General features: G+C 41.9%; 16 protein-coding genes. 10 read left to right on the top strand and 6 right to left on the bottom strand.

All coding sequences use genetic code 11. The features are described 5' to 3' along the window. Positions 1-421 precede the first annotated feature (421 nt). The 6 genes from ppsA to OEG80_RS07610 all read left to right on the top strand — a co-directional run bounded on the left by ppsA (position 422) and on the right by OEG80_RS07610 (position 5,893). Positions 422-2,806 carry a phosphoenolpyruvate synthase gene (ppsA, locus tag OEG80_RS07585; protein ID WP_133104133.1) on the top strand — a complete coding sequence of 795 codons (2,385 nt, stop codon included), beginning with the start codon at positions 422-424 and terminating at the stop codon, positions 2,804-2,806. Positions 2,807-2,973: 167 nt separating this feature from the next. Further along, positions 2,974-3,960 carry an RDD family protein gene (locus OEG80_RS07590; RefSeq protein ID WP_263240156.1) on the top strand — a complete coding sequence of 329 codons (987 nt, stop codon included), beginning with the start codon at positions 2,974-2,976 and terminating at the stop codon, positions 3,958-3,960. 290 nt (positions 3,961-4,250) lie between these two features. Continuing rightward, a complete protein-coding gene (gene rpsF, locus OEG80_RS07595) occupies positions 4,251-4,646 on the top strand; it encodes a 30S ribosomal protein S6 (protein WP_011513370.1) in 396 nt (131 codons plus the stop codon). Positions 4,647-4,662: 16 nt separating this feature from the next. Next, on the top strand, positions 4,663-4,893 hold the full coding sequence (gene rpsR, locus OEG80_RS07600) for a 30S ribosomal protein S18 (protein WP_010198808.1): 231 nt from the start codon (positions 4,663-4,665) through the stop codon (positions 4,891-4,893). A gap of 20 nt (positions 4,894-4,913) precedes the next feature. Beyond that, on the top strand, positions 4,914-5,426 hold the full coding sequence (gene rplI, locus OEG80_RS07605; protein ID WP_011513369.1) for a 50S ribosomal protein L9: 513 nt from the start codon (positions 4,914-4,916) through the stop codon (positions 5,424-5,426). Positions 5,427-5,647: 221 nt separating this feature from the next. After that, on the top strand, positions 5,648-5,893 hold the full coding sequence (locus OEG80_RS07610; RefSeq protein WP_011513368.1) for a hypothetical protein: 246 nt from the start codon (positions 5,648-5,650) through the stop codon (positions 5,891-5,893). A gap of 65 nt (positions 5,894-5,958) precedes the next feature. Here the strand turns inward: OEG80_RS07610 and OEG80_RS07615 are convergent, their stop codons facing one another. The 3 genes from OEG80_RS07615 to cobT are packed head-to-tail and all read right to left on the bottom strand — an operon-like array spanning position 5,959 to position 8,445. Further along, positions 5,959-6,510: a histidine phosphatase family protein gene (locus tag OEG80_RS07615; RefSeq protein WP_181210196.1), complete on the bottom strand. Its 552-nt coding sequence runs from the start codon at positions 6,508-6,510 to the stop codon at positions 5,959-5,961. Between the two features lie 43 nt (positions 6,511-6,553). After that, on the bottom strand, positions 6,554-7,387 hold the full coding sequence (locus OEG80_RS07620; RefSeq protein ID WP_263240158.1) for an adenosylcobinamide-GDP ribazoletransferase: 834 nt from the start codon (positions 7,385-7,387) through the stop codon (positions 6,554-6,556). Continuing rightward, positions 7,387-8,445, bottom strand: a complete 1,059-nt coding sequence (gene cobT / locus OEG80_RS07625; protein ID WP_263240160.1) for a nicotinate-nucleotide--dimethylbenzimidazole phosphoribosyltransferase — start codon at positions 8,443-8,445, stop codon at positions 7,387-7,389. Before cobT ends, OEG80_RS07620 begins: the two co-directional genes overlap by 1 nt. A 231-nt stretch (positions 8,446-8,676) precedes the next feature. Here cobT and OEG80_RS07630 point away from each other — a divergent pair, with 231 nt between their 5' ends. Together OEG80_RS07630 and OEG80_RS07635 are read left to right on the top strand one after the other, a co-directional pair. Next, positions 8,677-10,035 carry a GntP family permease gene (locus OEG80_RS07630; RefSeq protein ID WP_263240162.1) on the top strand — a complete coding sequence of 453 codons (1,359 nt, stop codon included), beginning with the start codon at positions 8,677-8,679 and terminating at the stop codon, positions 10,033-10,035. Between the two features lie 20 nt (positions 10,036-10,055). After that, on the top strand, positions 10,056-11,192 hold the full coding sequence (locus OEG80_RS07635) for a glycerate kinase (protein WP_263240163.1): 1,137 nt from the start codon (positions 10,056-10,058) through the stop codon (positions 11,190-11,192). 38 nt (positions 11,193-11,230) lie between these two features. Here the strand turns inward: OEG80_RS07635 and OEG80_RS07640 are convergent, their stop codons facing one another. Beyond that, on the bottom strand, positions 11,231-12,100 hold the full coding sequence (locus OEG80_RS07640; RefSeq protein ID WP_263240165.1) for a LysR family transcriptional regulator: 870 nt from the start codon (positions 12,098-12,100) through the stop codon (positions 11,231-11,233). A gap of 92 nt (positions 12,101-12,192) precedes the next feature. Here OEG80_RS07640 and OEG80_RS07645 point away from each other — a divergent pair, with 92 nt between their 5' ends. Together OEG80_RS07645 and OEG80_RS07650 are read left to right on the top strand one after the other, a co-directional pair. After that, the gene (locus tag OEG80_RS07645) at positions 12,193-12,693 is read left to right on the top strand and encodes a lactoylglutathione lyase family protein (RefSeq protein ID WP_263240167.1); all 501 of its coding nucleotides are present in this window, start codon (positions 12,193-12,195) and stop codon (positions 12,691-12,693) included. Between the two features lie 212 nt (positions 12,694-12,905). After that, positions 12,906-13,730 carry an enoyl-CoA hydratase gene (locus tag OEG80_RS07650; RefSeq protein ID WP_263240169.1) on the top strand — a complete coding sequence of 275 codons (825 nt, stop codon included), beginning with the start codon at positions 12,906-12,908 and terminating at the stop codon, positions 13,728-13,730. A 107-nt stretch (positions 13,731-13,837) separates the two neighbouring features. Here the strand turns inward: OEG80_RS07650 and OEG80_RS07655 are convergent, their stop codons facing one another. Continuing rightward, the gene (locus OEG80_RS07655; RefSeq protein WP_263240173.1) at positions 13,838-14,260 is read right to left on the bottom strand and encodes a tetratricopeptide repeat protein; all 423 of its coding nucleotides are present in this window, start codon (positions 14,258-14,260) and stop codon (positions 13,838-13,840) included. A gap of 157 nt (positions 14,261-14,417) precedes the next feature. Continuing rightward, entirely contained in the window at positions 14,418-14,756 is a 339-nt protein-coding gene (locus tag OEG80_RS07660) for a RidA family protein (RefSeq protein WP_133104122.1), read from the bottom strand. Positions 14,757-14,781 lie beyond the last annotated feature (25 nt).

The raw sequence follows: 14,781 nt of genomic DNA on the forward strand, positions 1-14,781 counted from the left end.
TTTTGAATCGTAGAATTGGGTTGTGGTGACGAATGATTTACATACATAACGTTGATACCTTATTTTTAAATCCTTGGTTGAAACCTCAGTAGCAGCCTTTCATTTTTAGCATCTAGCGCTTCATAATTTGGTCATATGCGTCTCAAATTTTCACCTTTATTATACGCATAATAGACGCTTAATAGTAATCAATGTTACAGGCGTACACTTAGACTTAGATAGATTTTTAAGACTCAGCTCACTGTAAGATCGATATTTATCGTGCCAAAATTTATGATCTAGCCTAATAAATATGTAGCAAATCTCACAATTTGTAGCTTTTTCATCTTTTTTTTGCTTCAAGCTCTCGAAATTCTCAAAATATAGGGGTATAATCGACCATTATAATCTTTACTAAATAACCTTATTTTCTGGAGTTATCATGGCAGCGCAATCTACAGCACTTGTAATTAACCTTGATCAGTTAGGAAAAGACGACATTGAAATGGTCGGTGGCAAAAACGCTTCACTTGGTGAAATGATCAGCCATCTATCTGATTTGGGCGTTAGTGTTCCAGGCGGCTTTGCCACAACTTCAAATGCTTTTTACCAGTTTCTAACAGAAACAGGCTTACTTGACAAAATTAACAACGAGCTTAAAACACTTGATGTTAATGATGTCAATAAACTGGCTGAAACTGGCAAAAAAATCCGTACTTGGATTATTGAGCAAGAACTGCCAAAAGATCTTGAGCAAGCGGTTCGTGATTCATTCGAAGCAATGAGCGATGGTAAAGAAATCGCGGTTGCGGTACGTTCTTCTGCTACTGCTGAAGATTTGCCAGACGCCTCATTTGCCGGTCAACAAGAAACGTTCTTGAACATTCGCGGCATTGATAACGTCCTAATCGCGATTAAAGAAGTTTTTGCTTCTCTTTATAATGACCGTGCTATCTCTTATCGTGTGCACAAAGGTTTTGAGCACGAAGGCGTAGCATTGTCTGCTGCTGTACAGCGTATGGTTCGCTCAGAAACTGGTGCTGCTGGCGTTATGTTCACACTAGATACCGAAAGTGGTTTTGATCAAGTGGTCTTTATCACTTCAAGCTATGGTCTAGGTGAAATGGTTGTACAGGGCGCCGTAAACCCTGATGAATTCTATGTATCAAAGCAATTACTTGCTAACGGCAAACCTGCGATTATCCGTCGCAACTTAGGTAGCAAGCACAAGAAAATGATTTATGGTGATGAAGGTAGTACTACCAAATCAGTTAAAGTCATTGATGTTGAAAAAGAAGATCGTATGCAGTTCTCTTTGTCTACGGAAGAGCTGACGTCACTTGCCAAGCAAGCGATGACCATTGAAAAGCATTATGGTCAAGCAATGGATATCGAGTGGGCAAAAGACGGCGACACCAATGAAATCTTTATCGTTCAGGCTCGTCCTGAAACGGTTAAGAGTCGCCAAGACAGCAATGTCATGGAACGTTATATCATCGATACGACTAACGCTAAAGTATTGTGTGAAGGTCGCTCAATTGGTCAACGTATCGGTTCAGGTAAAGTCCGTATCGTTAGTAACCTAAATGAGATGGATAAAGTACAAGAAGGCGATGTATTGGTATCAGACATGACGGATCCGGATTGGGAACCAGTCATGAAGCGTGCTTCTGCTATCATTACTAACCGTGGTGGTCGTACTTGTCACGCAGCGATTATCGCTCGTGAGCTAGGCGTCCCTGCTATCGTTGGTTGTGGTAATGCCACTGAGCTGTTGGTTGATGGTCAAGATGTGACTGCTTCTTGTGCTGAAGGCGATACTGGCTTCATTTATGAAAGTCAGATTGATTTTGAAGTACAGACCAACTCTGTAGAATCTATGCCTGAGCTTGCATTCAAAGTAATGATGAACGTTGGTAATCCAGATCGTGCCTTCTCATTTACCCAAATGCCAAACGAAGGTATCGGTCTTGCACGTCTTGAGTTCATCATCAACCGTATGATTGGTGTACATCCAAAAGCCTTACTGAACATGAACAGCTTGCCACGTGAAATTGCACAAGCCATTAATGAGCGTATCGCAGGTTATGCCTCACCCGTTGACTTCTATGTGGATAAATTGGTTGAAGGTATCTCAACCCTAGCCGTTGCTTTTATGGATCAGCCGGTTATCGTTCGTATGTCAGATTTCAAATCAAACGAATATGCTAACTTGCTTGGTGGTAAATTATACGAGCCATCAGAAGAAAACCCAATGCTTGGTTTCCGTGGTGCTAGCCGCTACGTGTCTGATAACTTCCGTGACTGCTTCGAGCTTGAGTGTAAAGCACTGAAACGTGTCCGTGATGAGATGGGCTTGACCAACGTCGAGATTATGATTCCATTCGTCCGTACCGTTGGTGAAGCCAAACAAGTCATCGAATTGCTTGAGAAAAATGGTCTAAAACGTGGTGAAAACGGTCTACGCATTATCATGATGTGTGAGCTACCAACCAACTGCTTACTAGCAGAAGAGTTCCTAGAGCATTTTGACGGTTTCTCAATCGGTTCAAACGATTTGACTCAGTTGACTCTAGGTCTTGACCGTGACTCAGGTATCGTCTCACATCTATTTGATGAGCGTGACCCTGCGGTTAAAAAGCTGTTGTCAATGGCAATTGATGCTTGCCGTAAGCAAAACAAATATGTCGGTATCTGTGGTCAAGGTCCATCAGACCATCCAGATCTAGCTTTATGGCTCATGGAGCAAGGCATCAGCTCAGTATCATTGAACCCTGACTCAGTACTAGATACTTGGTTCTTCTTAGCGGGTGAAGAAGCGAAATAAGCTGTAACGTTACGTCACAACGTTAATTCACACCGTCATTTAAGATACAATTACTAGGGTCTATTTGATTTTTTCAAATAGACCCTAATATAATGTATGATCAATAGTGACTGAAAAGCAGTTTTTTAAAACAGTGACTTAAGACATGACTAACTATGCAGGCAATTATGCAGATTTTCCTTGCTCGAAATAACGTACAAGCCGGTCCCTACACTTTGGATCAGCTCAATATTATGCTCACCTCTGGTGAAGTGCTATTAGATGATTTGGTCTGGCATGACGGCTTAGATCAGTGGCAGCGCATGGGTAACTTAACTAATAATCAAGCCTTTTATCGCCCAACTCATGTAGCGATGCCTGAGGTTAATGATTCTATCATTAACAACGTTACTATCTTCCCAGAAGACGATGCAGCAGATACCAATAAAGACAAACAATCGGTATCGCTAGATCGTTTATATGGCAAGCCTGAACGTTCAAAAGACACGGCTAAAAACACCAAAGCAGATATGACAACCAATCGTCATCACACGCCAAATAGCAACGTGTCATTAAATAAATCTAACGCGACCAAAGCTGCTTCAGAGAAAGATAAAGTAGTGGGTAATGTGATACTCGCTCCTATCATGTCACGGATATTGGCAACGGCGCTGAATGCTTTACTGTATTTATTAGCTATTTTTCCACTAGTCATGGCATTGACCAAGATGGATGTCGACTATACCAAGTTCCAAAATATTCAGGATATGGACGCTGCTTATCAGTACTCAGTGACATTGATGGAAAGCTTGCCTAGCAGCACGTTGATGATCTCGCAGGTCATGGTCTTTGGTTTGTTTGCCTTGCAATTGTTATTTATCACTTTACGTGGTCAATCGCTGGGCAAAATGATTACGGGTATTCGTGTGGTTGATCAAACCACCCATCGTCTACCATCATTTTTAAAGCTTATTGGTATGCGTACCTTTTTGCTGTTTATCATTTATAACTTACTATTCTCGTTTACCAGCTTTTTAGGCTTTGTCCTTATTGCTATTCATTATTATATGGCGTCTAAAAGCCCTGAAAACATTGGTTGGCACGACAAATTGGCCAAAACTTTGGTAGTTAAAGCAGATAGTAGTCAATTGATAAAAGAGCCAAAAATAAAATAATCCTATTTTTGATTATTCATAATATCTCTTATGTTTGTCATAAAAAGCGACGTATCAGCGTTGCTTTTTTATTGATAAAGAAACAAGGTATTCGATTAATAATTTTTATTAACAGTTGCGCATTGATTAACCTTTGTGTTCATCAGTGACTACTGTTATAATACGGCGCTTTATAAACTAAGCTTATTCTCTGTTAATTATTTATAATAATGGGTAGGATTTGAGCTTACCTTATAAATCTCCTTGCTATTAACATAGGGTTAATAGCTACTAATCCGTAAGGAGTCATAATGCGACATTACGAACTGGTGTTACTTGTACACCCAGACCAAAGCGACCAAGTGGTCGGCATGGTTGAACGCTATATCAAGTTAGTTCAAGACAACAACGGCACTATCCATCGTCTAGAAGATTGGGGTCGTCGTCAACTTGCTTACCCAATTAACAAGATTCACAAAGCTCATTACGTTCTTTTCAACATTGAAACTGACGGCGAGACTTTAGCTGAACTTGAAGAATTATTCCGTTATAACGACGCGATCATTCGTAGTCTAGTTATGCGCCGTGATGATGCTGTCACTGAAGAGTCGCAGTTAGCCAAGAATGCCGATGAAAAACGCGCACGCAAAGCTACTACTCGTCGTCCAGACAGTAATGATGACAACGACAACCACAGTGATGACTAATTAAAGGAGCATAATCATGGCACGTTTTTATCGCCGTCGCAAATTCTGCCGTTTCACTGCTGAAGGTATCACTCACATCGATTATAAAGATGTTGAATTGCTAAAACAGTATATCAGTGATAATGGCAAAATCGTACCAAGCCGTATTACCGGTACGTCTACTAAATATCAGCGTCAACTAGCGACTGCTATCAAGCAAGCTCGTTATTTATCGCTACTTCCATACACTGATAACCATCAGGGTTAACCGTTAACTAGGAATGACTCATGCAAATTATTTTGTTACAGCGTATCGTCAACCTTGGCAAACTCGGTGAAACTGTCGATGTAAAACCAGGTTACGGACGTAACTTTCTTATCCCTTTGGGTAAAGCACTACCTGCTACTAAAGCTAACATTGAAAAGTTCGAAGCACGTCGTGCTGAACTTGAAGCTGAAGAAGCAAAAGAAGTAGCGGTTGCTCAAGAACGTGCTGACGCATTAACTGACGTTAATGTTATCATGCGCGCTAAATCAGGTGACGAAGGCAAGCTATTCGGCTCTATCGGTACACGCGATATCGCTGAAGCATTGACTAACTCAGGTCTAGAAGTTGACCGTGCTGAAATCAAGCTACCTGAAGGCACTTTGCGTCAAATTGGTGAATATAATGTTGATATTCAACTACATCATGACGTTACGGCTACTATTCTAGTTACCATTCTTTCTGAAGATGGCGACAACGAAGATTTAGACGAAGACAATGCTGCAGACGAAAACGAAGACTATTCTGAAGAGTAATCTTTAGCATACTAAGTTTTAGTCGCAATAAAAAACCAGCAACTTTAGGTTGCTGGTTTTTTTTGTGTTGGATTTGGACTTCGTTATTTGTATTAGTACTGATACAGACAATAAACACTGTATACGCAATGACAAAAGACTATTGATAACGTCTGTTGTATTCTAATCCTACTAGTCACTATGCTGACGATATATATTTTATGAATGAAATCTAGGATACCATGATAAATACTGATGACACTTTACGATGTACTCAAGGCAATGACTTTTATACCGAAGGCAAAACTTATAAGGTTGGTAGAATCGTTAATAATAAATACTTCCAAATATTAACCGATAATAATACTGACCATTGGTATGCGACCTTAGATGACAAAGGCATTTATGTGAGCTTTGATTCGGCTATAGCAGAAACTGAGAGAGCATGTTTTGAGAAGATTAATGATCTATCAAATGACTGTCAGTAGCATTTCAACACTTTTAAACTATAATTAAATATTAAAAACGGTCATTATAATGACCATTTTTTTGGTTAAATATCAATACGACTACAGGATAAATATCCTACAGAGTGTGGCCAGTTAATTGCAAGGTTTGGTACCTCTTGACCAGTCGCGATCATCTTAGCGGCATTGATCCAACCAGCATGACCGATGGCTAATACTGGATGATCTTTTTGCTCAACTGCAATTTTATCCAACCAGCTCTCCGCTCGATTAAACAGCTGTTGCAAATTTTCACCATGATCAGGCGCAAAGTGGGCAAAATTATTGCACCATTCATCAATTTGTTGTTTCTCAATCTGTTTCCAAGACTGACCATCCCAATCACCGAAATGAATCTCAGCCAATTCAGGTGCGACTCGACACTCAAAACCGCGCTGTGCCAATATTTCCCCAACCTTTAGTGAACGCTGTAAGGGGCTAACCCAAATCACTTTTGGTAATTGTTGTAGACGTACAAAGCGCTGTATTTTATTAGCAAGGCGTTTTAGTTTACGTTTATCGACCTCTACATCTGTCTGTCCGATACAAAGACCACCAGCCGTAACAGGTTTTGGATGACGCCAAATATACAGAATCATGAGTGCGAGTATCCTTTCTTAGCATCATTTTTAACGCTTTGGCTTAAATTAAGGGCAATGAAGCGGCCAGTCCAATGTAAATAGCAATTTCACTAAGCTGCTGCGTGGCTCCTAAGCCATCACCCGTATAGCCATCTAAACGTCTACGCAATAAGCGCCGCATATAATCTGTCGCGCCTATGCCTAGCAATAAAGCCAATAACCATTGCCAAATACCAATCTGTCGCATGGTATAAGGGAAAACCAGTGTGACCAAAGTAATAGCCAATATTAGCCAACCACTGCTATATATAGCTTGTAATGGTGTCAGCTGCTGTGCCATCGGTTTTGCTTTGGCATGTTCAATCTCTCCGCCATAAGGCAATAGCGTCAGTAAGCTAATACAAAATAAACGTGACGCAGTATGCCCAATAATGAGTGCAACGATAGCAACGGGTGTTGGCATCGCAGTAAGTAAGCTGATTTTAAGCAATAGCGCTGAGACCAAACCTAATACGCCATACGTGCCTAAGCGTGAGTCTTTCATAATCTCTAAAGTGCGCTCGCGAGTGAGTCCGCCACCTAGCCCATCGCAACTATCGGCAAGTCCATCTTCATGAAAAGCACCTGTTAACTTGATACCAAAAGCCGTACTTATCACTGCCGCAACTAGCGGTATGAATAAGAGACTGCTAAGCCAAAACACGCCAGCACAAAGCAAACCTATCAGTAAGCCTACCGCTGGAAAATAACGGCTGCTTTGGTGCAGCCACTGCGGATCATAATAGTTAAAAGACGGGACGGATATACGGGTTAAAAACTGAACAGCAACCAATATCAATCGGGCTTCATAACGAAGGCGCTGCAATACAGACAGCTTGGAGGATGAGCTTGGCATCACTTGCTTTGCTCACTGATACCAGCATCACTAAAACTTGCCATCTCATTGATAATCGCGCAAGCGGATTGCAATAATGGATACGCTAATGCCGCACCACTGCCCTCGCCTAAGCGCATACCCATATCAAGTAATGGCTTAGCATTCAGCAGTTTTAATAAATGCGCATGCCCTGGTTCAACTGAGTGATGAGCAAAGATAGCATATTGAGCAACACCCGGTGCTAAGCGCTCGGCGACAAGCAAAGCACTACTGGCGATAAAGCCATCAATTAATAAAATACGACGCTCACTGCTGGCCTGAATAAGCGCCCCCGCCATCATAGCAATCTCAAGCCCACCTAATGCAGCAAGCACATCGAGCGGCGCTTGTACTTCACGGTGACGCTCTAATACTTGCGTTAAGATATTTGCCTTATGCTGCAAGCCTGCATCATCGAGTCCTGTACCGCGACCGATACAGTCGGCAATGCTCAAGTCGCCAAGTCTCGCCAGCAATAGACTTGCCGCTGACGTATTACCGACGCCCATTTCACCGACAATCAATAGATTACCTACCATGTTCTTAACCACGCTCATACCACTCTCTAATGCAGCCAAGCATTCTACTTGTGTCATAGCAGGTTCTGTCAGCGCGTCGCGGCTACCATGTCGAATTTTATAATCTAGCAGTTGCGGATGGTCTTTAAAAGGAGAGTTGCCAAAATCCGCTTCTACCCCAGCATCGACTACTTTTAGCTCAATATTATGCTGACGTGCTAAGACATTGATGGCAGCGCCGCCTTGCAAAAAGTTATAAACCATCTGTGCAGTGACTGCACTAGGATACGCAGACGTGCCATGCTTGGTTAAACCATGATCGGCGGCAAATACTCGAATTTGAGGTTGCTCAATCTTTGGCATAATTGTGCCTTGAATCATACCTAACTGCAGAGCGAGCGTCTCTAAACGTCCAAGTGCGCCAATTGGTTTGGTCTTCTGGTCAATGATTTGCTCTAGCTGCTGGCGTAGTGCATTATTTTCGATATTGGGAATTATCGGGGCATTAAATATGTTCAAAGGAAGTATCCTAAATCTGGTACATGTCAAACAAAACCCACATACTAGCAGAGTATCCAAGCTTTACCATGAATAAAATCAAATATGAGCCGAATAGATTTCCTAGCAACGTAGATTTACTATAGAATATGCCCCTTTAAAAATTCATATGACTATTGATGCTTTATGAAGTGCACGCTGCATGAGCCTCATAATTTTTCATAAGACATTAACAACTATATAGAGATAGTGATGATCGTATTTTGGCTGGTGCTGACCATTCTTTTTATTATTTTTGCCACCGCAAAACTCAAGTGGCATCCTTTTTTAGTATTGATATTATCTGCCTTCTTGGTCGCACTGTTTTACCAAGTACCGCTTAATACGGTCGCCAAAACTATCTCTGATGGCTTTGGCGGTATCTTAGGGTATATCGGTCTGGTCATTGTATTTGGTACCATTATCGGCTTAATCCTTGAAAAAACAGGTGCCGCCATTGTGATGGCAGAGACAGTCATTAAAGTCTTGGGACCACGCTTCCCTACTTTGACGATGTCTATCGTAGGTGCCGTGGTATCTGTACCAGTGTTTTGCGATTCAGGCTATATTATTTTAAACTCGTTAAAAGAGTCTTTGGCTGAGCGCTTAAAAGTATCAAGCGTGGCGATGAGTATTGCCTTAGCAACTGGCTTATATGCCACTCATACCTTTGTACCACCGACACCCGGTCCAATTGCAGCAGCAGGAAACTTGGGACTTGAGTCAAATTTGGGCTTGGTCATCATGGTCGGTGTGGTTGTGACAACTGTTGCAGTACTTGCCGGTTGGTTATGGTCCAATCGCTTCCTGAATGCCACTCCTGACAATATTGATGCACTCGACGCGCCAGCTTCGAATGTGCCAAATAATATGAAAACTCGCGACGACTATAGTAAGCTACCGTCAGCGACCATGGCATTTTTACCTATTATCGTGCCTATCGTCTTGATTTGCTTATCGTCTGTTGCTAACTTACCTAGTACGCCATTTGGTACAAGTACCATAACAGATATCTTGATATTTATTGGCAATCCATTGACAGCCCTACTGATTGGTTTGTTTTTATCATTTTTACTCATCAATACTGAACAAAAAACGCAGCAAATCAGCGATAGCATCTCTCAAGGCTTGGTGGTCGCAGCGCCTATTCTCTTAATCACTGGTGCTGGCGGCGCGTTTGGCGCTATGCTAAAGGTCACACCAATTGGCGATTATTTGGGTACGACTTTATCTGCCTTGGGGCTTGGTATTTTTATGCCATTTATCGTTTCTGCTGCACTAAAAACAGCACAAGGCTCAACTACTGTTGCCTTGGTGACCACCTCTGCGATGGTCGCACCACTATTGGGTCAAATAGGTCTCGATAGTGAGCTTGGTCGCGTATTTTGTGTGATGGCAATTGGTGCAGGCGCGATGACTATCTCGCACGCTAATGACAGCTTTTTTTGGATTGTTAGCCAGTTTAGTCGTATGAGTGTGGCACAGGCTTATAAAGCCCATTCTATGGCGACTGGTATTCAGGGCGTGACCAGTATCATCTTTATTTGGTTATTAACCTTGGTATTTATTTAAAGAGATTCAAAGAGACATTCATGAAAATTTTAATTGCTCCCGACTCATTTAAAGAAAGCTTAGAAGCACTAGATGTTTGCCGCGCCATTCAATCTGGCTTCAGCCAAGTGTTTCCAGATGCTGACTATAAACTGCTACCCATGGCAGATGGCGGTGAAGGGACTTCTGCAGTATTGTCTTACGTGCTAGGTGGTCGCTGGAAAGAAGTGCACGTCCATGACCCTTTAATGCGACCGATTAGCGCAAAATACTTATTACTGCCTGATGCAACTGCGGTCATCGAAGTTGCTCAAGCTTGCGGTTTACATCTCTTGACTGTGGCAGAGCGCAATCCAGTCATCGCCAGCAGCTATGGCGTTGGCGAGCTGATTGCAGATGCTTTAAGGGAAGGTGTCAAACGTATTATTATCGGTCTTGGTGGTAGTGCCACCAATGATGCGGGACTTGGTATGCTAACCTCACTTGGTATGACGTTTCATGATAGTGATGACAATACATTAGCCCAAGGCGGCGGCGCGCTTGCCAACTTACAACGATTAGACGCGACAAGCTTTCATGCCAGCGTGTTAGAGACAGTATTTGAAGTAGCTTGTGATGTCACCAACCCTTTATGTGGCGAGTTGGGTGCCAGCGCGATATTTGGTCCTCAAAAAGGCGCTAGTCCACAGCAAGTTAATGATTTGGACCAAGCGTTAAACCACTTTGCGAGTATATGCGAGCAGAATGGCTACCAAGATTATCAAGAGATAGCGGGTGCGGGCGCAGCAGGTGGTCTTGGCTATGCGTTAATGAGCTTTTGCCAAGCTGAGCTAAAATCAGGTTTTGATACAGTGGCAGAAGTTACCAACTTATCACAGCACATTGCCGATGCAGATTTGGTTATTACTGGTGAAGGCAAGCTTGACGCTCAGTCTGCCATGGGTAAAGTCGCTGGCGGTATTAGCCACATTGCCAGACTGAGCCATACGCCAGTGATTGCGATTTGTGGCAGTGTTGATGGACTAAAACCGGCTCAGACTAGTCAGTTTGACGTTATTATGCCCAGTATTCAAAAACTAGAGTCCATCGATAATATCTTTAAAAATGCTTATCATAATATTGAAACTACCGCTGCCAATATTGCTGCGGCAATAAAATTGGGTCAAAGCATCAAGTAGGTTTTATGAGGCTATTTCAGTCGCTCTTTTAGCCACTGTTATAGCCATTTTTTTACCTCATTGATAACGGTTTGCATCCTATTTGGTAGTACTTGCTGGCGGCGTATAGCAAAGTACAGGGTTTCACTAACTGAGACTGGCAGCTGATGACTTTTTAGCAGCTGCGGGTTTGAATACGCGGCAACTGCGTGCGCTGGTAATACGGTAAATCCAAGCCCCCTACTCACTGGCTCTAAAATCATACCTATCTGATTAGAAAAACCTTTTTTATTAAAACCATTGATGTGTTCGAACTTAGGATAATTGGCGCTCAATAGCAAACTGGCATGATGTGCGCCATCAGGATGATCAATAAATCCAAGCTCGGTAAGCGCTTCCCAGCTTGGCTCAATCGTCGAGACTGGTGTCACCAGTTGCAGCGCTTCTTGAGCCACCGGCTTGCAGCTGACCGTCTCATCATCCGAGATAGTTGTCATAAAACCTATATCAATCTCATGCTTGGAGAGCGCCTGCTCTATATCTGTATTGGGGGCAAAACGGTAATCAATCACCAGCTGTGGATACTGCTCTTGTAATGTTAACAACTGCGGATAGAGCTTTAAACCGACGCTGCCAGGCGACATGATTCGCACCATTCCCTCATTATACGGATCGTCACCGATACGCTGCTCTAAGCGTGATAATCGCTGCAAGATGTCTTCTGCCTCTCGATAAAGCTGCTCACCTGCATCTGTCAATGAAAACTGCTTACCTTGACGAATAAGCAAGTCAATATCCAACTGACTCTCAAGCTTACGTATATGCTGACTAACCCCTGACTGCGTCATATATAGACGCTCAGCCGTATGAGTGAAATGCCCAACTTCTACCAAAGTGCAAAAAGTACGTAGCCATGTGATATTTATCATTACAATATATACTTATCTTTATAATAAATGATAATTTTACGTAATACATATAACTTTGTAAACTACTCCCATATCAAAAAGGAGTACAAACCATGAATAACGTTTATCCAAGAAGCTTTTCACATATTGGTCTTTCAGTACCTGACCTCGATGCCGCTGTCAAATTTTATACTGAGGTGATGGGTTGGTATACCATCATGGAGCCGACCGAAATCACTGAAGATGACAGTGCTATTGGTAAGATGTGTACAGAAGTCTTTGGTGCAGGTTGGGGCAGTTTTCGTATTGCTCACTTATCGACTGGCGACCGTATTGGTGTGGAAATTTTTGAATTCAAAAATCAAGAAGACCCTGACAATAACTTTGAATACTGGAAAACTGGTATTTTTCATTTCTGTGTTCAAGATCCGAATGTTGAAGAGCTTGCCGAGCGTATGGTTGCCGCAGGTGGTAAAAAACGGATGGAAAAACCTCGTTATTACTACCCTGGAGAAAAGCCATATCGTATGATTTATATGGAAGATCCGTTTGGCAATATCGTTGAGATATACAGCCATAGCTATGAGCTGATTTACAGTGAAGGCGCTTACTAAAGGGCGCTAACAGTAATTAACGCTTTGAAACGATTGCCTTTAAAACATAAAAATAGCGCTCTTATCATATAAGAGTGCTATTTTTATATGGGCTATATTCAGTATCACAGAGATATTGCTTAACTAATTAAGCATGCTACTATTTGGGTTATTATTTAAATAGCTTCTACACTTTTACACTAAGTTTAAATACCCATTATCAAGGACGATAAATGAGCCAGTTTAACCCAATTCAATCAGTGACTCCTTCGACCAACACCAATGAGCCATTGGTTATTAGAAAAAATTCAGGCAGTGTTGTAACGTTGACACTTAACAGTTCCAAACAATTCAATGCTTTATCTGTTGAGTTGTTAGCTGCCATGCAAGCGGAGCTGGATAATATTGCCCAAGACAAAACCATACAAGTGCTGGTGATTGCCGCAAATGGCAAGGCATTTTGTGCTGGACATAATCTAAAAGAGATGCGCGCCAATCCAGATGAAGCATTTCAGCGCGCTTTATTTGAGCAATGTAGTCAGATGATGCTCACCATCAATCAAATGCCGCAAGTTGTCATTGCCAAAGTACAAGGCATCGCTACCGCTGCTGGTTGTCAACTGGTCGCAGCCTGTGATTTAGCTGTTGCCTCAGACAATGCCAAATTTGCCACCTCTGGTATCAATGTAGGACTATTTTGTTCTACCCCTGCAGTAGCAGTCAGTCGCAACCTATCTCGCAAGCAAGCATTTGAGATGCTGATTACTGGTGAATTTATAGATGCCCACACTGCACTACAGCAGGGACTGATCAATCGTGTGGCAAGCGCTGAGCAATTAGACCAGATGCTACAGTCTCTGATAGACGCTATTACTAATAAATCTTCAGTCGCTCTTAAAACTGGCAAAACCATGTTTTATAAGCAACTGGATATGGAATTGGCAGATGCTTACGAGTATGCCAGCGAGGTGATGAGCTGCAATATGATGGCGGATGATGTGAGTGAAGGGATTGACGCCTTTATCGAAAAGCGTTCTGCCATATGGACAGGACGATAAGAACAATAGAGTTATTCTATAATGCAAAATGTCTCTGTTGGCGTTGGCAGCGCCACTTTTTTAAATAACAAAGGCGTTTTTTAAATAAGAGATGGCAATAATTAAGATTACTCAGCTAGTAATTTTGCAAGCATCTTATTTATCTCACTTTTGAATGCTTTATCGTCGAGCTTACTGGCAGTAATTTTAGCACTCTGTAAGCTTTGAATCGCTGCCTCTGTCTGTCCAAGCTCGCTCTGTAATTCAGCCATTGAAAAGGCAATCGATGATAAATGCTCTTTTGATTGAATCGCTGCGGCTTTATCCAAGGCTTTTTGGTAAATAACTAATGCCTCATCCAAATCTTCCGTAAAATCTGCCAATGTCTCCCACTGCTCAGGATGATCCTTATTGCCTTTCTCATTTTCAATGCACAAGTCTTTTAGCTGTACATACAGCGTATCAAATGTCTCTTTATCATTGGCACTGTCCGCTTCTAATAGCTTTTCTGCCAACACATAAATTGAGTGATAGATTTTATTATTAATCATTTTTATATAACCTTTTTTTGCTGCTCATCAGATAACTGTCAATACTGTCAACGAGGTTAATTATAGACTATTTGCATACGTTACTCATCAAAAAGGGCGTGATAGTCATATCACGCCCTCTCATCATTATTCAGTTTTAAGCAGCAGATACTGATATTTACTCAGCAGCGATGGCAATCATCTCAACCAATAGCTCAGGACGTGCCAATGCCGACTCGCCACAAGCACGAGCTGGCGGCTGTACGCCTTCAAACCACTTGTCCCATACTTCATTCATGGCGGCAAAATCTGACATATCTTTTATCCAGACAGTCACTGACAGTAGCTTTGATTTATCGCTACCAACTTCTTCTAACAAGGCTTGTATCTTTTCTAAACAAGTCAATGTTTGGGCTTTGATGTCATCTTCAGCGTTACCTACTTGACCACATAGATAAACAGTCTGGTTATGAACCACAATTTTACTCATACGTTGATTACTATGGAGCTTTTGCATGGATTATTATCCTTAATTTTTAATG

The organism is Psychrobacter sp. SC65A.3 (assembly GCF_025642195.1).
GTDB classification, from domain to species: Bacteria; Pseudomonadota; Gammaproteobacteria; order Pseudomonadales; family Moraxellaceae; genus Psychrobacter; species Psychrobacter cryohalolentis.

What these genes read in the sequence shown, in the direction of transcription:
- OEG80_RS07660 (WP_133104122.1), bottom strand. Translation starts at nt 14,756, where the DNA reads ATGCAAAAGCTCCATAGTAATCAACGTATGAGTAAAATTGTGGTTCAT.
- OEG80_RS07615 (WP_181210196.1), bottom strand. Translation starts at nt 6,510, where the DNA reads ATGATTCTGTATATTTGGCGTCATCCAAAACCTGTTACGGCTGGTGGT.
- ppsA (WP_133104133.1), top strand. Translation starts at nt 422, where the DNA reads ATGGCAGCGCAATCTACAGCACTTGTAATTAACCTTGATCAGTTAGGA.
- rpsR (WP_010198808.1), top strand. Translation starts at nt 4,663, where the DNA reads ATGGCACGTTTTTATCGCCGTCGCAAATTCTGCCGTTTCACTGCTGAA.
- OEG80_RS07655 (WP_263240173.1), bottom strand. Translation starts at nt 14,260, where the DNA reads ATGATTAATAATAAAATCTATCACTCAATTTATGTGTTGGCAGAAAAG.
- OEG80_RS07645 (WP_263240167.1), top strand. Translation starts at nt 12,193, where the DNA reads ATGAATAACGTTTATCCAAGAAGCTTTTCACATATTGGTCTTTCAGTA.
- OEG80_RS07640 (WP_263240165.1), bottom strand. Translation starts at nt 12,100, where the DNA reads ATGATAAATATCACATGGCTACGTACTTTTTGCACTTTGGTAGAAGTT.
- OEG80_RS07590 (WP_263240156.1), top strand. Translation starts at nt 2,974, where the DNA reads ATGCAGATTTTCCTTGCTCGAAATAACGTACAAGCCGGTCCCTACACT.
- OEG80_RS07635 (WP_263240163.1), top strand. Translation starts at nt 10,056, where the DNA reads ATGAAAATTTTAATTGCTCCCGACTCATTTAAAGAAAGCTTAGAAGCA.
- OEG80_RS07650 (WP_263240169.1), top strand. Translation starts at nt 12,906, where the DNA reads ATGAGCCAGTTTAACCCAATTCAATCAGTGACTCCTTCGACCAACACC.
- OEG80_RS07630 (WP_263240162.1), top strand. Translation starts at nt 8,677, where the DNA reads ATGATCGTATTTTGGCTGGTGCTGACCATTCTTTTTATTATTTTTGCC.
- rpsF (WP_011513370.1), top strand. Translation starts at nt 4,251, where the DNA reads ATGCGACATTACGAACTGGTGTTACTTGTACACCCAGACCAAAGCGAC.
- rplI (WP_011513369.1), top strand. Translation starts at nt 4,914, where the DNA reads ATGCAAATTATTTTGTTACAGCGTATCGTCAACCTTGGCAAACTCGGT.
- OEG80_RS07610 (WP_011513368.1), top strand. Translation starts at nt 5,648, where the DNA reads ATGATAAATACTGATGACACTTTACGATGTACTCAAGGCAATGACTTT.
- OEG80_RS07620 (WP_263240158.1), bottom strand. Translation starts at nt 7,387, where the DNA reads ATGCCAAGCTCATCCTCCAAGCTGTCTGTATTGCAGCGCCTTCGTTAT.